This window comes from Erwinia sp. 2186, from assembly GCF_057812255.1.
Genome location: NZ_CM173824.1, coordinates 1,343,350 through 1,361,527, shown reverse-complemented (window position 1 = coordinate 1,361,527; position 18,178 = coordinate 1,343,350). Strand labels below are relative to the sequence as shown.

Genomic DNA, 18,178 nt, shown 5'->3' with positions numbered 1-18,178 from the left:
CCCGTTATTTCGCTGCGGAGGGTTCAATTTAATTCGGCTTTTTTATGGAATCCGTCAGCGATAATGGTACTGTCGATATTCGATTTATTGACCGAAATCGGCGTTAATAACCAGGACTTCACCTCTTTAGCGCCATTATTTAATGTGGCATTACTTTCTGGCTGCTGGCCCGAACCTAATTGCACCGCAATTTTCGCCGCGTCATCTGCCAGCTTGCTGATCGGTTTATACACCGTCATGGTTTGGGTGCCCGCCTCAATGCGTTTCACCGCCGCCAGGTCAGCATCCTGCCCCGAGATCGCCACTTTCCCCGCCAGCCCCTGGGCCGATAGCGCCTGAATCGCCCCACCCGCGGTCGCATCATTCGACGCCACCACCGCATCAATGTGGTTATTGTTGGCGGTCAGCGCATTCTCCATAATCTTCAGCGCGTTCTCTGGCAGCCAGCCGTCGACCCACTGATCGCCCACCACTTTGATTTTCCCGCTATCGATCAGCGGCTTCAGCACGGTCATCTGCCCCTGACGGAACAGCTTGGCGTTGTTATCCACCGGCGAGCCGCCCATCAGGAAGTAATTCCCCGTAGGCACGCGCTGTACCAGGCTTTGCGCCTGCAGCTGCCCGACCTTTTCGTTATCGAAAGAGATATAGAAATCGATGTCGGCGTTGTTGATCATCCGGTCATACGCCAGCACCTTGATGCCTTCGCGTTTGGCTTCTTTGATCACGTTGCTTAGCACCTGGCCGTTGTAAGGAATGATCACCAGCACATCGACCCCGCGATTGATCATGTTCTCAATCTGCGCCATCTGCGTCTCTTCGTTGCCGTTGGCGGACTGCACAAACACGTTTGCGCCCAGCGACTCGGCCTTCTTCACAAAAATATCGCGATCTTTCTGCCAGCGCTCCAGACGCAGATCGTCAATCGCCATCCCGATTTTGATTTCTTTACTGTACCCAGGCTGGCTGGCCAACACGAACAGCGCGCAGGCAGAGAGTAAGAGGTGCTTGAATTTCATTTTTATTACCCTTTTTTATTGATGGTGTCGGGGAAATAGAGGTCACGAAACGTCCAGCGGATTGTTGTCAATTGCTTCCGGTTGAGCAATTACTGATTCTTACCCGTTGATTACGATTTTTGGTTTAGTTTTTGTTTTATGACCACGGTCATGTTTTGCTGTCGTCATTCACCTTCAGCGCATTTAAAAATGCGGCACCGGCTGAAGTTAACTTTTTCCGCTGAATAATGAGATCTCACGCACAGTTAATAATTCTCTGAATTTGAGTGTGAAATAACGTAATTGTGGTTCGGCCCCTGAACTCCGAAGATGCCCCTATCCCGCCAGACGGGCCAGCTACCCAGGAGTCAACCATGCAACCCTATTTTGATCAGCTTGAACAGGTTCGCTTTGAAGGAACCGGCAGTAAAAACCCGCTGGCGTTTCGCCATTACAATCCCGACGAGATCGTCCTCGGCAAACGGATGGATGAACATCTGCGTTTTGCTGCCTGTTACTGGCACACCTTCTGCTGGACCGGGGCGGATATGTTTGGCGTCGGGGCGTTCGAGCGGCCGTGGCAGCAGGCGGGGGATCAGCTGGCGCTGGCAAAGCGTAAGGCCGATGTCGCCTTCGAATTCTTCCAGAAACTGAACGTGCCTTACTACTGCTTCCACGATGTGGACGTCTCGCCGGAAGGCGACTCGCTGAAGACCTACCTGAATAACTTTGCGGTGATGAGCGATGTGCTGGCGGAAAAACAGCAGTCCACCGGCGTCAAGCTGCTGTGGGGCACCGCCAACTGCTTTACCCATCCCCGCTATGGCGCAGGCGCGGCCACCAGCCCCGATCCGGAAGTGTTCAGCTGGGCAGCGACTCAGGTGTTCACCGCGATGAACGCAACGAAGAAACTGGGCGGCGAAAACTACGTGCTGTGGGGCGGACGCGAGGGTTATGAAACCCTGCTTAACACCGATTTACGTCAGGAGCGCGAGCAGATCGGCCGCTTTATGCAGATGGTGGTTGAGCATAAGCATAAAATTGGCTTCCAGGGCTCGCTGCTGATTGAGCCGAAACCGCAGGAGCCGACCAAGCACCAGTATGATTACGACGTGGCGACGGTGTATGGCTTCCTGAAGCAGTTTGGCCTGGAAAAAGAGATCAAGGTGAATATCGAGGCGAACCACGCCACCCTCGGCGGCCACTCCTTCCATCATGAGATTGCCACAGCGATTGCGCTGGGGATCTTCGGCTCGGTCGATGCCAACCGTGGCGATCCTCAGCTCGGCTGGGATACCGATCAGTTCCCGAACAGCGTCGAAGAAAATGCGCTGGTGATGTTTGAAATTCTTAAAGCGGGCGGCTTTACCACCGGCGGCCTCAATTTTGATGCCAAAGTCCGCCGTCAGAGCACCGATAAATACGATCTGTTCTATGGTCATATTGGTGGCATGGATACCATGGCGCTGGCGCTGAAGGTGGCGGCGAAGATGATTGAAGAGGGTGAGCTGCATCAGCTGGTCGCCAAACGCTACGCCAACTGGAACGGCGAGCTGGGCCAGCAGATCCTGCAAGGCAAGCTGTCGCTGGATGCGCTGGCGAAATACGCCGGCGATCATAACCTGGCCCCACAACATCAGAGCGGTCATCAGGAAAAGCTGGAGAATCTGGTGAATCGCTATCTGTTTGGTTAATACAAGGACACGTCCCTATGTATATCGGCATCGATCTCGGCACCTCCGGGGTGAAGGCTATCCTGCTCAGTGAAAGCGGGCAGTTGCTTGCCACGCACGGTGAGCCGCTGACGATTTCACGCCCGCAGCCATTATGGTCCGAGCAGTCGCCTGCTGAATGGTGGCAGGCAACGGATAAGGCGATGCAGGCGCTGGCGAAACAACAGGATTTGCAGCAGGTGAAGGCCATCGGCCTGACCGGACAAATGCACGGCGCCACGCTGCTGGATGCGCGCCAGCAGATCTTACGTCCGGCGATCCTGTGGAACGACGGCAGAAGCGCGGCGCAATGTCGGGAACTGGAACAGGCGGTTCCGGCCTCGCGTGATATCACCGGCAACGTGATGATGCCGGGGTTCACTGCGCCCAAGCTGCTGTGGGTGAAGCAGCACGAGCCGGAGATTTTCAGCCAGATCGACAAAGTGCTGCTGCCGAAGGATTACCTGCGCTGGCGGATGACCGGTGAATTCGCCAGCGATATGTCCGATGCGGCGGGAACGATGTGGCTGAACGTCCGTCAGCGTGACTGGAGCGATGAACTGCTGTCCGCCTGCGGCCTGTCCCGCAACGCCATGCCTGCGCTGTTTGAGGGCAACCAGATAACCGGCAAGCTGCACGCCGAACTCGCCGAGCATTGGGGGCTGGCGGGTAGCTTACCGGTGGTGGCGGGCGGTGGCGATAATGCCGCCGGCGCGATTGGCGTTGGGCTGTATCAGCCGGGCCAGGCCATGCTGTCACTTGGCACCTCGGGGGTTTATTTCGCGGTGAGCGACGGCTTCAGGAGCAATCCGGAAAGTGCGGTGCACAGCTTCTGCCATGCGCTGCCGGAAACCTGGCATCTGATGTCGGTCATGCTGAGCGCGGCGTCCTGCCTGGACTGGGCCTGCAAGCTGACCAATATTCGCGATGTGCCGACGCTGCTTACGTTGGCGGAGCAGGCCAAACCGGTTGATGCGCCGGTGTGGTTCCTGCCCTACCTTTCCGGAGAACGCACGCCGCATAACAATCCGCAGGCGAAAGGCGCTTTCTGGGGGCTGACGCATCAGCACGGTGCCGAACATCTGGCGCGCGCCGTGCTGGAAGGGGTGGGTTTTGCGCTGGCGGACGGCATGGATGCGCTGCATGCCAGCGGCCTGCAACCGCGCAGCATCACGCTGATCGGCGGCGGTGCGCGAAGTGCCTGGTGGCGGCAGATGCTGGCGGATATTTGCGGACATGCACTGGAGTACCGCACCGGCGGTGACGTGGGTCCTGCGCTGGGTGCGGCCAGGCTGGCGCAAATCGCGATCAATCCTCACAAGCCGCTCAGCGAGATGTTGCCCGAGCTGCCGCTGGAACAACGCCATACGCCGGATGCGGAAAATCATCAGCATTATGCCCAACAGCGGGAAACCTTCCGCCAGCTGTATCAGGCGCTGTTGCCGTTTATGACTGAGGAGTAATGCCGGTTGAGGAAGGATCTGTGAGCAGGGAATTAAGCCCCTTTCGTGAGGGGCTTATTGCGTATTACAGGGCGGCTAACTGCTGCTGAGAAGGCGCATAGAAATAGCTGCCGCTGACCGGCTTGGTAAAGCGCAGCATGGCATCGAACTTATTGTCCAGCTCGCCGAACATGCTTAACAGCTGCTTTTCAATGTTGTAAAGCGTGGCGCAATAGGCGAGGAAGAACAGCCCGTTGGTGCCGCTGGCCGTACCGTATGGCAGGCTCTGGCGCAGAATTTTCAGGCCTTTGCCGTCCTCTTTCAGGTCGACACGGGCCACGTGCGACGTGGCCGGGCGGTCGTCGCCTTCCAGCTCTTCATTGCTCTCTTTGGTGCGGCCCATAATCTGCTCCTGCTTATTCACCGCCATGCGGTTAAACATCTTCAGATTATGTTCCCAGCGCTGGCTGAAGACGTAGCTGCCACCGGCATTTTCGCCTGCGCCAATCAGTGCCACCATCGGCCGCTGCTCGCCCTGCGGGTTTTCCGTACCATCAACAAAGCCGCTTAAATCGCGATCTTCCACCCAGCGGAAACCGTGGGTTTCTTCCACCACGGTAATCGCTCCGCCAAATGCCGCCACCGCCGCCTGCGCCAGGCTGAAGTTCACGTCATGGCGTAAGGACTGAATATGGATCAGCAGATCGCGCTGCGTGGCGGGTGCCATGCCCTTCCCCAGCGGCTGAAAGTCTTTCAGCTCAGCAGTGCTGTTTGCAGGGTTCAGATCGTTCCATAACGCCGGGCCAAAGGCGATAACCGCACCCAGTCCCGCATCCGGCCAGCGCTGTTGCAACTGCTCAAGCTGCTGCAGGAAAAGAGGAATACCCTGACGAAAGGCGGCTAAATCGCCCTGCATCATCGCTTCAAGGTAAACAGCAAAACGGCGATGTTCTAATAAAATGCCGCTCTGGGACTGGGACATGGTGTGGCTCTCCTGCTATTTTTGCCAGATGATTTTACTGATGGTCCATTTCTGCAGCGCCTCATCCGACGGCATCAGGCCTTCCGGACCGTGCCATTCGCCGGTAAAGACGTAGCTGATATGCTGACTGCCTGGCGCATTACACTCCACGCCGTCGCTGTCTTTGCCGGTGCCTTTCTGGCAGGCGCCGAAGGCTTTGCGGAACAGATCGCTGAACGGCGTACCGATTTTATTGCCGTCGGCGGAGGCAATGCTGCTGTCGGTCACCTCAATACGGTCGACGGTCGACTGCCCGCTCACTTCCACCTTAACCTTGGCATCTTTCACGGCCTGGAAGAAGGTCACCACGTTGCCATTATCACTGCGCATCCCTTTGCGCACCTGATAGTTGCCGTTGAGGCCGTCACTGATAGCCTCTTCGGTCATGGCGGTGCTGCCATTCAGCGTGCCGACACCCTGCTCTTCAACGGTGAGCGAGGAGCCAAACCAGTGCCATGGCGCCAGGCTGGACCACGAATAGGTCAGCGGATTCCACCAGGTCGCGCCGTTGGACGGCTGGGGTGAAGGGCCTGAACTGGCGCAACCGGCCAACAGCAAAGCGACGGCGATCAGTGCCGGGCGAACAGATTTCATTGCAACTCCTGTCATGGTGACTAAAACGTCTGAACTGGTTGGAGTGTTAATCCGTGAAAAAGTTTTATCCGGCTCACAGAGTGGGATAAAAACCTGAAAGCGCCAGGCGACAGGTTTATGCCATATTGCTGGCAGGATCAAAACAGGCTTTTAACCGCCGGTTGAAAGCCAGCCAGTACAGCGCCAGCAGGTCAAAACCGGTAAACAGGATCACCAGCGGTGAAACGGCGTCGTCGCCGTGCCACAGGGTGAAGGCCTGCAACGCCAGCATCGCCACCAGGGTCAGCATCAGCACCCAGCGCCAGGCCTGCCAGAGTTTCGGTGCGCGCTGGCGATAGCCGGTTAACAGCAGGCCCAGCGCGGCGGGCACGCCTAATCCCAGCCCCAGCCAGAAGGCATGGGTGTCAGGATAGAATAACGCCAGCAGCGAAGTCCCTTGCTGACGCGAGGCGCCAGCCATCACAAACAGCACCCAGGTGCGGGCCTGTAACAGCAAAATCGCCCAGAAGCCCAGCGGTAATCGCAGCTGGCCTCGGGCATCGTAATCGTCAGGGGAATACATCAGGTTATTTCACATCACAGGCAGGAACGTCGGGTGACACCGCGCCACCCGAGCGATTAATATTCGCGATCTTCGATCAGGCGTTTGCCGAGCAGCGCGCTGTCCACCGCTTCATAATCGAGCTTTTCATAAAAGCCCATTACCGCATCATTTTCTTCACGCACCATCACGTGGATTTTCGGACATCCGCGGGCGATCAGCTTTTTCTCCAGCCGGTTGATCAACGCATTAGCAAAGCCACGGCCCTGATAATCGGGATGAACGCCGAGATAATAAGCCGATCCACGATGACCGTCGTAGCCGCCCATCAGCGTGCCGACAATTACCCCACCGACGACCGCCACCAGAAACAGATCGGGATCGTGATTGAGCTTACGCTCGATATCCATTTCCGGATCGTTCCAGGGACGTAACAGATCGCAACGCTCCCACAGGGTAATCACTTCTTCAAAATCGTCCTGGCTAAATACGCGAATTTCCATGGCGTTGCCCCAGATGTTAACCACAATTTGCTGATTATCACGCTTTCTTTCGGCGGTGCAAGCCTCAACCACCATTAAGAGCGAAAAAAACGCCCGAGCCCATCTGTTAGCCTGCTGAAATGGAAAGTAAAAAGTTGAAATAGTTCCCTCCTCGCGCGGGAGCTATTGTTACGATATAACAATAAGCACTTTGTGCCCTGAGGATGTGTTGATGAAAAAGTTTGGCCAGATGACCCCGTTAACTTCCCGACGTCAGCTGCTGCTTTCCGGCCTGGCGTTGGCTTTACTGGTCAATAAACCGGCAAGGGCGAAAGAGGAAAGCGCGTCGCTAAAACTCGCTTCGGCACGGGCTAAAGCCAACACCCCGCCACCGCCGTCCGCCAACGGTAAAAAAATCGTGATGATCGATCCGGGCCACGGCGGCATTGACTCCGGTGCGGTGGGCGAAGAGGGTTCCGAAGAGAAGCATGTGGTGCTGGAAATTGCCAATCATATCCGCACCATGCTCAACGACCATCCGCATATCGAAGCGCGGCTCACCCGCGAGTCCGACCACTTTATTCCGTTGGGTGAGCGTGTCGAAATCGCCCATCAGCACGGCGCGAACCTGTTTATGTCGATCCACGCCGACGGTTTTACCAGCCCCGATGCCAACGGTGCCTCGGTGTTTGCCCTGTCCAATCGCGGGGCCAGCAGCAGCATGGCGCGCTACCTGTCGCAGCGTGAAAATGCCGCCGATGACGTCGGTGGCGTCAAAGCCGCCGATAAAGACCACTATCTGCAGCAGGTGCTGTTCGACCTGGTACAGACCGACACCATTAAAAACAGCCTGACGCTGGGCAAACACGTGCTGGGCCAAATCCGTCCGGTGCATCACCTGCACAGCCAGCATACCGAACAGGCGGCGTTTGCCGTGCTGAAGTCCCCTTCGATCCCGTCGGTGTTAGTGGAAACCTCCTTTATTACCAACCCGGCTGAGGAGCGTCTGTTAGGCACCACCGCCTTCCGGCAAAAAATCGCCACGGCGATTGTCGGCGGCATCGTCAGCTACTTTAATGAGTTCGATGCCAATAACAGACGCCCCAGCTGACCCATTTTGGCGTATACTCCGCGCGTCAATTTTCATCAGCAAGGTAAGCCATGAACGCACCCGACCTCGCCCAGGTGAAGCAGTTTCTGCTCACATTACAGGACAGCATTTGCCAGCAGTTAGCCCAGGCTGACGGCAAGGCAAATTTTGAAGAAGACAGCTGGGACCGCGAAGGCGGCGGCGGCGGTCGAAGCCGCGTGCTACGCAACGGCGCGATATTCGAGCAGGCCGGCGTTAACTTCTCCCACGTTCATGGCGATCAAATGCCGGCGTCTGCCACCGCACACCGCCCGGAGCTGGCAGGCCGCAGCTTTGAAGCGATGGGCGTGTCGCTGGTGATCCACCCGGAAAACCCCTATCTGCCGACCAGCCATGCCAACGTGCGCTTCTTTATTGCCGAGAAGCCCGGTGCCGATCCGGTGTGGTGGTTTGGCGGCGGGTTCGATATGACCCCGTATTACGGCTTCGCCGAAGACGCCGTGCACTGGCACCAGACGGCCAGCGATCTCTGCCAGCCGTTTGGTGAAGATGTCTATCCGCGCTATAAAAAGTGGTGCGACGACTACTTCTTTATCAAGCACCGCAACGAGCAGCGCGGCATCGGCGGGCTGTTCTTTGACGACCTGAATACCCCTGACTTTGACCATTGCTTCCGCTTTACTCAGGCGGTGGGCGAAGGCTTTTTGCAGGCCTATCTGCCAATTATCGAACGCCGCAAGGGGTTGAGCTGGGGCGAACGTGAGCGGGATTTCCAGCTGTACCGCCGTGGCCGCTACGTGGAGTTCAATCTGGTGTGGGATCGCGGGACCTTGTTTGGTCTGCAAACCGGTGGGCGAACCGAGTCGATCCTGATGTCGATGCCGCCGCTGGTGCGCTGGGAGTATGACTACGCGCCGCAGCCAGGCACCCCGGAAGCCGCGCTCTATACCGATTTCCTGCCGGTGAAAGACTGGATTTAAGCTAAAAAAAAGGGGCGATAACACGCTTATCGCCCCTTGCATCCTCTTCAGCCTGCGGCTTTATAACGGTGCCGTTTGCGCCTCAACCACCGCCAGCGCCACCATATTAACGATACGCCTGACCGAGGCGATTGGCGTCAGCACATGCACCGGTTTGGCAATCCCCATCAGTACCGGACCGACGGTCACCCCTTCCGAACAGGAAACGCGCAGCAGGTTGTAGCTGATCCGCGCCGCCTCGACGTTCGGCATAATCAGGATATTCGCCGCGCCTTTTAACGGGCTGTCCGGCATCAACTCCTGACGGATGCTTTCCACTAACGCCGCATCGCCATGCATCTCACCGTCTATTTCCAGCTCCGGCGCGCGCGCTTTCACCAGCGCCAGCGTTTCCCGCATCTTACAGGCGGCCGGCGCGTTGGAGGTGCCGAAACTGGAGTGTGAGAGCAGCGCAACTTTCGGTTCAATACCAAAGCGGCGCACGGTTTCCGCCGCCATCAGCGTCAGCTCGCACAGCTGTTCCGGCGTGGGATCCTCATTGACGTAAGTATCGGCGATAAAGGTGTTGCCGGCAGGCAACAGCAGCGCGTTCATCGCTCCGGCGACCCTGACGCCTTCGCGGAAGCCAAACAGCTTTTCAATCACCTCGTAATGCTCTTTAAAGTCGCCAATGGTGCCGCAGATCAGCGCATCCGCTTCACCGCGATGTACCATAATTGCGCCAATCAGCGTCGGGTTGCCGATCACCGCGCGCTGGGCCTGTTCCGGCGAGACGCCGCGCCGCTTCATAATCTGGTAATACTCGCTCCAGTAGGCTTTGAAACGCGGATCGGATTCGTTATTCACCACGTCAAAATCCTTTCCGGCTTCAATCTTCAGCCCCAGCTTTTTCAGCCGCATGTCGATCACGCTCGGGCGGCCGATCAGGATTGGTTTCGCCAGCCCCAGCGAGACTAACTCCTGGGTGGCATGCAGCACTCTGGCTTCCTCGCCTTCCGCCAGCACAATCCGTTTCGGATCTTTGCGCGCCTGCGAAAAGATCGGCTTCATAAACAGGTTGGTTTTATAAACAAACTCGCTGAGCTTTTCGCGATAGGCGTCCATATCCTCAATCGGCCGCGTCGCCACGCCGGAATCCATCGCCGCCCTGGCCACCGCCGGCGCTATCTGCACAATCAGCCGTGGATCGAAGGGTTTGGGGATCAGGTAATCCGGGCCAAACGCCAGTTCTTCATCGCCATAGGCGGAAGCCACCACGTCACTCTGCTCTGCCAGCGCCAGTTCGGCGATAGCATGCACCGCAGCCAGCTTCATCTCTTCATTTATCGCCGTCGCACCGACATCCAGCGCGCCACGGAAAATAAACGGGAAGCACAGCACGTTATTCACCTGGTTGGGATAGTCAGAACGTCCGGTACAGATAATCGCATCCGGCCGCACCGCTTTTGCCAGCGGCGGCAGAATTTCAGGCTCTGGATTGGCCAGCGCGAGGATCAGCGGATCGCGCGCCATTTTTTTCACCATCTCCTGCGACATCACGCCGGGACCCGAACAGCCCAGGAAGATATCGGCACCTTCAATCACCTCATCCAGCGTGCGTTTGCCGCTGTCCTGCACCGCATAGGCCGCTTTGGTTTCGGCCATATTTGCTTCGCGCCCCTGGTAAATCACCCCTTTGGAGTCGCAGACCACGATGTTGTGTTTTTGCATTCCCAACGCCACCAGCAAATTCATGCAGGCGATGGCGGACGCACCGGCGCCGGAAACCACCAACCGCACGTCGGAAATGGTTTTCTTCACCACCCGCAGCCCGTTGAGTACCGCGGCGGTACAGATTATGGCGGTGCCGTGCTGATCGTCATGGAATACCGGGATATTCATCCGCTCACGCAGCGTCTTTTCGATATAGAAGCACTCGGGCGCTTTGATATCTTCCAGATTGATGCCGCCAAAGGTCGGCTCCAGCGCGGCAATCACGTTGATCAGCTTGTCGGGATCCAGCTCATCTATTTCGATATCGAACACGTCAATGCCGGCGAACTTTTTAAACAGCACGCCCTTCCCTTCCATCACCGGCTTACCTGCCAGCGCACCGATATTGCCCAGCCCCAGCACGGCGGTGCCGTTAGAGATCACCGCCACCAGATTTCCCCGCGCGGTGTACTTAAAGGCGGCGAGCGGATCGGCGGCAATTTCCAGACAGGGCGCCGCCACGCCTGGCGAGTACGCCAGTGCCAGATCGCGTTGTGTTGCCAGGGGTTTCGTCGGTGAGACCTGAATTTTTCCCGGAACCGGGAACTGATGAAAATCGAGCGCACTCTGCTTCAGTTGTTCGTCCATTATCAGGATCCTTGTTTTCTACGGAGGGAGTCAACGCGTCAGTATAAAAGGGCTTCGCCGGGCAAAACTTGAAGCAGTGCATAAAACCGCCAGGAAGTGGGGTTTTATGGAAATGGTTTCCAGTAATCAGCAACAGCGAATAAAACCCGCCCGGCGTCAGCAACGTGGTGCCTTCAAAGACGGGATAAATGCCTGCGGGGGGGAGAAAAGGCAGAGCAGCCATAAAGGCTGCTGCAGAGTAAATCAGCGAGGAAAGGGCTATCGTTGAACGCCGCGATATCCGCGCGCGTTCCAGCGTTACTTGGTCATATTCAGCAAGGTGCGGATGTTCTGTGCCGAGCTGGCAATAATATCGATAGCGCCGGTTCTTAACGCGCCAAGAATGGCCATGGCTTTGGTATTTTCCGAGGCGATGGCAATCACGCAGGGTATTTTGCGCAGCTCTTCGATACTCAAACCGATCACCCGATCGTTCATCACCGTATCAACGTGCTGGCCCTGCGCATTAAAGAAGTCATAGCCCGCCACATCCCCGGTGACGCCCTGATTCAGGCTGGCATCAATAATTTCATGCGGCGTAAACCAGCCGAGCTTCACCATATAGCTGTTCTCGTTCATGTCACCAATGCCGACCAGCGCAATATCGGCTTTGCGGGCGCGATCGAGGGTCTCTTTAATGGTGCCGTTCTGCATAAAGGACTCTTTCAGCGCGCGGTTTTCCACGTAGGCCGGGGCATACAGCGTTTCGCTGATGCCGCCGAACTTGCGCGCCAGACGGCGGCTGATATGGTCGGCGTTGATCGCATCGCCAGGCCGATGGGTGCCGCCAATGCCGCTGATAAAGTGGCAGTTGCGGATCGGCACGTTGCCGGGATGATCGGCCACCGCGGCGATATTGCGTCCCTGTCCCACGGCGACCACCGCGTTATCCTTCAGCGTCTGCGCCAGATGCGCGGAAACCAGCGCCGCAACCTGACGGCGCTGCTCTTCTTCATCCTGATAATCCAAAGCGATTAAGGCACGTTGCAGCGGAAAGCGCTCAAGCAGCTGCTGTTCCAGGCGGGTACTGAACACCGGGTGATAGCGCACGTTGATTTCAACAATGCCCTCTTCCTTGGCCCGCTTAAGCAAGCGACCCACTTTGATGCGGGAAATACCGAATTTACGCGCGATCTCTTCCTGGGTAATTTCGTCCTGATAGTAGGCAACGGCAATTTCCGTCAGCAGTTCTGTATCCTGAGAAGGCGAGTTCTTTTCCATCCGGGTTCTCTTGAGCTGGAGATAAGTCGGTGCCTGGCGGGCAACAAAGCCCGGGCGGCACTCGGGCCGCCCGCACGGTATAGACCGGATTTATACCACTTTCCCCCGGCGATGAGCCAATGATTGCCCATTCTTGCCCGGGGGACGCTCACAATTAGCGGCGGATTGCGTCAATTTTCAGCATACGGGCAATGACGATATCCAGCTCTTTCTCGTCAAAAATCTGCTTCCAGTCGGGTTTCACAATCTTCTCACGGCCATATTCCATGGCGATCATGCAGGCATCCGAGAACGGGTTGGTGGCGCGGAAAGCCACCGCCAGCGCAATCTGAATATGTCCGTAGAGCATCGCTTTCGCAGCGGCTTCCGGCACGCCAGAATGCTTGACCGTTTCGTCCAGCGCTTCTTTCATAAAGGCACCGACCATACAGGCCACGGTTTCCACTAACGTTGGCTCCAGATAGGCCAGCTGCTTCACCGTTACCCAGTGCACTTCCTCAACCGGGCCGTACATCACGCTGACCACCTTGCCCAGCTGGGCTTTTTGCGCGTCGCTGCCGGTCTCATAGGATGCGGCAATGTGCTGGATGGCGGCCACACCTCCGAACGCATCGGCATGTTCTTCCTTGGTGTAACGCTCGAGGAATACCGAGGGATGGCAAGGGTGCGCAACCGCGTACTCAATGCCGTCGCGCTGGGCGATCAGGTTGGCATAGGCGGCAGCCGGATCCAGCGTTAACAGGATGCCGCCGGTTTTCATCTGCGGCACCACGATTTCAGACACTTTGCCCAACACGATGTCCGGCACCGCGAGGATCACCACATCACTGACCGGCACCACCGATTCAGCGGCTGACAGTTCACGGCCCTGGGCGGTGACCTGTTCCTGCGCCTGTGGCGCGCTCTCACAATAGAAGACCTGATAATCACTTTTTTGCAGATTGGCTGAGATGCGCATGCCCATTTTGCCGCCGGCGCCAATAACGGTAATTGTTTTTAATTGTGTGCTCATAAAATCACTCCTGGAATTGATGTTTCGCTAAATAATCGACGCTTTGTTGAGTCCACTGCTGTTCCAGCTGGCAGGTGCGTTGCGCATCCTGCTGCCAGGGTAACCAGTGCTCGACGATTTGGTTGATGCCTCTGCTGTCCGGGCGCACGCGCTCAATCAGCTGGCGATAATTCAGTAAGCCTTCGCCCATCGGACTGCCGGCGAGGGTAAAGCCGACCCAGCCATCCTGACGCGAGAAAGCAAAATCTTTGATATGCAGGTTCAGTACCCGATCGACGGTGTTTTCAATCACCTGTTCAGGCAGTTCCAGCGCGGCCACGCAGTTAGCCGGATCGAGACATACGCCCAGAGACGGGGAGTCGAAGCGGTTGATCACCGACATCATGTCGGCGCTGCGCACCTGCTCGTAGGTTTCCAGACAGAGTTTGACCTGCTGCTGCTCAAATTTTGGCAGCACGGTTTCGATCATCGCGCCCGCTTCGGCCAGCGTCGGTCGTGACGTCGCGCTGTTGAACATTGACCGCAATACGGTCACTTCAAGCGCATCGGCCAGTTCGAGGTAGCGTTGCAGATGCCCGGCCTGCAGGCCACGCGTGCCCAGCTCAAGCGCCATGCCCAGCTGGTCAGCTTGCTGACGCAGCGCCTGAAGCTGCGCCGCGCTCCAGCTTTCAATCTGCGGATAGTCGCAAATCTGGAACAGCGACACGCCTATTTCAGCGGTGTGCTGCAGGACCTGTTGCAGGGACATCGGTGCCGGGACTTTTTCTGACATCCGCCAGAAATAGGCGTAGGTGCTTAAGCCTGTTGCCATGCTGCCTCCTGAGATGTAGCCAGTTCGGCGGCTTCATCAATAATTGACGCCAGTGCCGCCGGCTGATGGGCAAAGCGTCCAAGGAACAAACCGTCAACGTGGTGACCCAGACGGCGTAATAAGCCCGGCCCCGCGCTGCCGCCATAAATCACGCTGAAGGTGAATTCCCCCAGCCCGCTGAACGCACGCAGGCCGTGGCAGACCTCAGCGATAAAATCGTCGGGCGCGGAGGTGGCCGCGCCAATCGCCCACTGCGGTTCATAGGCCAGAACGATGTGGCCGGAAAGCTGTTGCTGGCGGGCCGTCAGCAGATAAGCGTCCAGCTGCTGACGACAAACGGCAATCGCCTCCTGACTGGTGCCCTGTTCTGATTCACCCAGACAGAGCACCGGCGTCAGGCCATTGCGCAGCGAAGCGGCCAGCTTGGCGGCAATCAGCCTGTCGTCTTCGGCAAAGTAGCGACGGCGCTCGGCATGACCGATTTCGGCGAAGCCACAGCCCATTTCCGCCAGCATCGCGCCGCTGACTTCACCGGTCCAGGCACCGTTATCTTCCTGACACAGATCCTGCGCACCGACCAGCACATTGCTGCCGGCAAATGCCTCAAGCACCGGCGGCAACGCGGGAAACGCGGGCAGGACAAACAGCGCCACCTCACCACTGATTATTGCCGGATGGTTGCGGGCAATGGCCGCGACCGCCTGACTCCACGCCAGCGTCTGCTGATAGCTGAAATACATCTTCAGGCTAACGCCCAGCGTTATACGCGGCTGTGTCATCAGTGCACTCCCTGCAGGCGGGCTTCGGTCTGCGCGGTCAGCTGCTGATGAATTCTGTTAACGATCAGCGCCAGTGAGACGGCACCGGCATCCGGCGTGCCGACGCTTTTTTCGGCCAGCGGACGGGCGCGGCCCATTTTCGGCACCATCTGACGGGTGGCTTCGGCACTCAGCGTCGCCTGCTTCGCGGCGGCGGCCCAGGCATCATTCAGCGAATCACCGGCCTCAACGCGGGCGCTCAGCGTTTCGCTGAACGGTACCAGCACATCGACCAGGGTTTTATCACCGACCTTGGCCTTACCAAAGTGCATGATGCCCTCTTTGGCATGCTGCACGCCCAACGCCACGCGTTGCGCATTCGGCGACTCAGCGTCACCCAGCGCGGAGCCAATGGCGGTTAACGCCACGCCCCACAACGCGCCCGAGGTGCCACCAGCTTTATCCGCCCAGGCATCGGCAGCGCGGCACAGTAAGGTGCCGGCGCCCGCGTGGCGCTGGTGCATTTCGACCGCTTTTTCCACCGCACCGGTCACGCCGCGCGCCATGCCAATGCCGTGGTCGCCGTCACCGGCCACCGCATCGATGCGGCCTAGCTCTTCTTCATGCTGATAGATAACCTCTGCCATCGCCTTCACCACCGCCAGCACGCAGCGCGCGGACTGTTGTGACGCTTGCGAGGCGTTCGGCACCTCATCCACCTGCGGCAAAATCAGTTCGGCTGCGCTCAGCGGTTCAGCCACCAGCACGCTGCCTTTGCGGAAGGCCGGGGCATTGGCCGGCGCGCGCCAGAAGGTTTCCAGCTCGTCATCCAGCCACACCAGCGTTAATGACGCGCCGGCCATATTGAAGCTGGTGACAAACTCACCCACCTCGGGTTCAACCACTTCCAGTCCGGCGTCTTTCAACAGCTGGGCAACGCGGCGATAGACCACAAACAGCTCTTCATATTTTACCGAGCCAAGGCCGTTGAGGATCGCCGCCACGCGCTGACCGCGCGGTTCGCCAATCTCTTGCGGACACTCTTTTAGCAGGTGCTCAACAAACAGCTCCGCCAGCGTATCGGCCGGTGGAATGGCACATTCGCTGATGCCCGGTTCGCCGTGGATGCCCATTCCCAATGCCATGGTGCCGTGCGCCACTTCAAACAGCGGCTGGCTGGCGCCGGGCAGCGTACAGCCGGAAAAGGCCACGCCGAGGGAACGGGTGCGGTGGTTGGCATGGCGTGCCAGCCGGGTGACCTCGGCCAGCGAGTAACCCGCTTCAGCCGCGGCGGCAGCGGCTTTAAATACCGCTAAATCACCGGCGACGCCGCGTCGCTTTTCCTGCTCGGACAGCGACGCGCTGGAGATATCGTCGGTGACCGCCAGCAGTTCACAGGGAATGCCTTCGGATTTCAGGCGCTCACAGGCCTGGCCGAAGTGCAGCACATCGCCGGCATAGTTGCCGAACGCCAGCAACACGCCGCCGCCATTGTCGGCCGCGCGGGCCACGTTATAAATCTGCTGAGCGGAAGGTGAGGCAAACAGGTTACCCATCGCCGCACCGTGCGCCATCCCCTGCCCGACCAGGCCAGAAAATGCCGGGTAGTGCCCGGAGCCGCCGCCGATAACAATCGCCACACAGCCCGGCTTGCTGCGCGTGCTGCGCACCACGCCGCCCGCCACCTGACGCACTTTGTCCGCATTCGCCGCCACAAACCCTTCAATCAGTTCATTGGCAAACGCAGAGGGTTGGTTAAAGAGATAGGTCATTGTGAAGGCTCCTGTGAAAGACGGGCAGACTGCATTCCTGAACGTTTGGCGTTGAGCAACAGCATCAACACGGCGGAGAGCAACATAAAGCCGCCGACCACCATCATCGACACGGTGTAGCTGCCGGTGGCGTCTTTTAGCATCCCGGTCAGATAGCCCGCTGAGAATCCGGCCACGTTGCCCAGCGTGTTAATCAGGGCAATTGCCGCGGCTGCTGAAGCGCCGGTCAGGAACTGCGTAGGTAAAGTCCAGAAATTAGGTAAGGCAGCAAAGATTGAGCTGGCGGTGATGGAAATCACCAGAATGGTCGCCATCGGCGAGTCCATATACAGCGCCAGCGGCACGCTGATAGCACCGGTCAGGGCCGGTAGCGCGATATGCCAGGTTTTGCAGCCACGACGTGACGCATCACGCGACCAGAAGAACATCACCACCGCCGCAAAGATGTACGGCACGCCGGTAATCAGCCCTTTCTCAATCACGTTAAACGAGGTGCCGAACTGCTGCTGGAAGCCAGAGATAATGGTTGGCAGGAAGAAGGCCAGCGCGTACAGGCCATAGATGAAGCCGAAGTAGATCAGGCACAGCATCCACACGCGGCCATTAAACAGCACGCTGCGCAGGCCTGGATGGGCGTTGCCCTGCTTCTGGTCACGCTCTTTTTCCAGCTCGCTGCTCAGCCACGCTTTCTCTTCGGCGTTAAGCCACTTAGCCTGACGCGGCGAGTCGGCCAGATAGAACCAGGTGACGATACCGATGACGATGGCCGGGATCGACACGCCAAGGAACATCACCCGCCAGCCGGATAAACCAAACAGGCCATGCTGTTCGATCAGCGCGGCGGCCAGCGGTGCACCAAACACCACCGTCAGCGGCTGGGCCAGATAGAACAGCGACAGCACCTTGCTGCGATGGCGCGCCGGTACCCACATGCTCAGGAACAGAATGGCACCCGGGAAGAAGCCGGCTTCCGCCACGCCCAGCAGCATCCGCAAGGTGTACAAGCCTTCGACGCTGCTTACCCAGGTAAACAGTAACGAGACGATGCCCCAGCTGACCATGATCCTCGCCAGCCACTTGCGTGCGCCGAAGCGATGCAGCGCGAGGTTGCTTGGCACCTCCAGCAGGATATAGCCAATAAAGAAGATGCCCGAGGCGAGGCCGAACTGCGCCGCGTGCAGCCCCAGATCCTCGCTCATGCCGTTTGGCCCGGCGAAAGAGATCGCCGTACGGTCAAGGAAGTTGATGAAAAACATCAGCGCCACAAAGGGCACCAACCGCATTGAGACTTTGCGGATAGCCGACTTTTCGACGGCCGATTGCAGATGAGTTGTCATGCCACGACCCCTTTTGCCACCGGCATCA

At 58.1% G+C, this 18,178-nt stretch carries 16 protein-coding genes; 4 read left to right on the top strand and 12 right to left on the bottom strand.

Annotated elements, in window-relative coordinates:
- Positions 1-23 precede the first annotated feature (23 nt).
- Complete coding sequence (gene xylF, locus ACXKZG_RS06220; RefSeq protein WP_053144461.1) at positions 24-1,019, bottom strand: D-xylose ABC transporter substrate-binding protein; 996 nt, start codon at positions 1,017-1,019, stop codon at positions 24-26.
- 353 nt (positions 1,020-1,372) lie between these two features.
- Between xylF and xylA the strand changes: the two genes are divergently transcribed.
- Complete coding sequence (gene xylA / locus ACXKZG_RS06215; protein WP_013203314.1) at positions 1,373-2,692, top strand: xylose isomerase; 1,320 nt, start codon at positions 1,373-1,375, stop codon at positions 2,690-2,692.
- Between the two features lie 17 nt (positions 2,693-2,709).
- Positions 2,710-4,173, top strand: coding sequence for a xylulokinase (gene xylB / locus ACXKZG_RS06210; RefSeq protein ID WP_013203315.1), 1,464 nt, complete (start codon positions 2,710-2,712; stop codon positions 4,171-4,173).
- A 64-nt stretch (positions 4,174-4,237) separates the two neighbouring features.
- Here xylB and ACXKZG_RS06205 read toward each other — a convergent pair whose 3' ends face one another.
- From ACXKZG_RS06205 to ACXKZG_RS06190, 4 genes are all read right to left on the bottom strand, one after another.
- Positions 4,238-5,134: a Dyp-type peroxidase gene (locus ACXKZG_RS06205; RefSeq protein WP_346566344.1), complete on the bottom strand. Its 897-nt coding sequence runs from the start codon at positions 5,132-5,134 to the stop codon at positions 4,238-4,240.
- A 15-nt stretch (positions 5,135-5,149) separates the two neighbouring features.
- A complete protein-coding gene (locus ACXKZG_RS06200; protein WP_013203317.1) occupies positions 5,150-5,767 on the bottom strand; it encodes an RpoE-regulated lipoprotein in 618 nt (205 codons plus the stop codon).
- A gap of 115 nt (positions 5,768-5,882) precedes the next feature.
- Positions 5,883-6,329: a DUF2919 domain-containing protein gene (locus ACXKZG_RS06195; protein ID WP_013203318.1), complete on the bottom strand. Its 447-nt coding sequence runs from the start codon at positions 6,327-6,329 to the stop codon at positions 5,883-5,885.
- A 56-nt stretch (positions 6,330-6,385) separates the two neighbouring features.
- A complete protein-coding gene (locus ACXKZG_RS06190) occupies positions 6,386-6,811 on the bottom strand; it encodes a GNAT family acetyltransferase (RefSeq protein ID WP_013203319.1) in 426 nt (141 codons plus the stop codon).
- Between the two features lie 211 nt (positions 6,812-7,022).
- Here ACXKZG_RS06190 and amiA point away from each other — a divergent pair, with 211 nt between their 5' ends.
- Together amiA and hemF are read left to right on the top strand one after the other, a co-directional pair.
- A complete protein-coding gene (gene amiA / locus ACXKZG_RS06185; RefSeq protein ID WP_134822531.1) occupies positions 7,023-7,901 on the top strand; it encodes an N-acetylmuramoyl-L-alanine amidase AmiA in 879 nt (292 codons plus the stop codon).
- Between the two features lie 50 nt (positions 7,902-7,951).
- Positions 7,952-8,860 carry an oxygen-dependent coproporphyrinogen oxidase gene (hemF, locus tag ACXKZG_RS06180; protein WP_206403781.1) on the top strand — a complete coding sequence of 303 codons (909 nt, stop codon included), beginning with the start codon at positions 7,952-7,954 and terminating at the stop codon, positions 8,858-8,860.
- Positions 8,861-8,920: 60 nt separating this feature from the next.
- Here hemF and maeB read toward each other — a convergent pair whose 3' ends face one another.
- The 7 genes from maeB to ACXKZG_RS06145 form a co-directional block, all read right to left on the bottom strand.
- The gene (gene maeB, locus ACXKZG_RS06175) at positions 8,921-11,200 is read right to left on the bottom strand and encodes an NADP-dependent oxaloacetate-decarboxylating malate dehydrogenase (RefSeq protein ID WP_346566340.1); all 2,280 of its coding nucleotides are present in this window, start codon (positions 11,198-11,200) and stop codon (positions 8,921-8,923) included.
- A 297-nt stretch (positions 11,201-11,497) separates the two neighbouring features.
- Complete coding sequence (locus tag ACXKZG_RS06170) at positions 11,498-12,460, bottom strand: sugar-binding transcriptional regulator (RefSeq protein ID WP_013203323.1); 963 nt, start codon at positions 12,458-12,460, stop codon at positions 11,498-11,500.
- A 154-nt stretch (positions 12,461-12,614) separates the two neighbouring features.
- On the bottom strand, positions 12,615-13,472 hold the full coding sequence (locus ACXKZG_RS06165) for a phosphogluconate dehydrogenase C-terminal domain-containing protein (protein ID WP_488875855.1): 858 nt from the start codon (positions 13,470-13,472) through the stop codon (positions 12,615-12,617).
- 4 nt (positions 13,473-13,476) lie between these two features.
- Positions 13,477-14,283, bottom strand: coding sequence for a sugar phosphate isomerase/epimerase family protein (locus ACXKZG_RS06160; protein WP_346566337.1), 807 nt, complete (start codon positions 14,281-14,283; stop codon positions 13,477-13,479).
- On the bottom strand, positions 14,268-15,062 hold the full coding sequence (locus tag ACXKZG_RS06155; RefSeq protein WP_488875854.1) for a triose-phosphate isomerase family protein: 795 nt from the start codon (positions 15,060-15,062) through the stop codon (positions 14,268-14,270). The genes ACXKZG_RS06160 and ACXKZG_RS06155 overlap by 16 nt, the downstream gene beginning before the upstream one ends.
- A complete protein-coding gene (locus ACXKZG_RS06150) occupies positions 15,062-16,813 on the bottom strand; it encodes a dihydroxyacetone kinase family protein (RefSeq protein ID WP_134822537.1) in 1,752 nt (583 codons plus the stop codon). The genes ACXKZG_RS06155 and ACXKZG_RS06150 overlap by 1 nt, the downstream gene beginning before the upstream one ends.
- Positions 16,810-18,150 carry an MFS transporter gene (locus tag ACXKZG_RS06145; protein ID WP_471719739.1) on the bottom strand — a complete coding sequence of 447 codons (1,341 nt, stop codon included), beginning with the start codon at positions 18,148-18,150 and terminating at the stop codon, positions 16,810-16,812. Before ACXKZG_RS06145 ends, ACXKZG_RS06150 begins: the two co-directional genes overlap by 4 nt.
- Positions 18,151-18,178 lie beyond the last annotated feature (28 nt).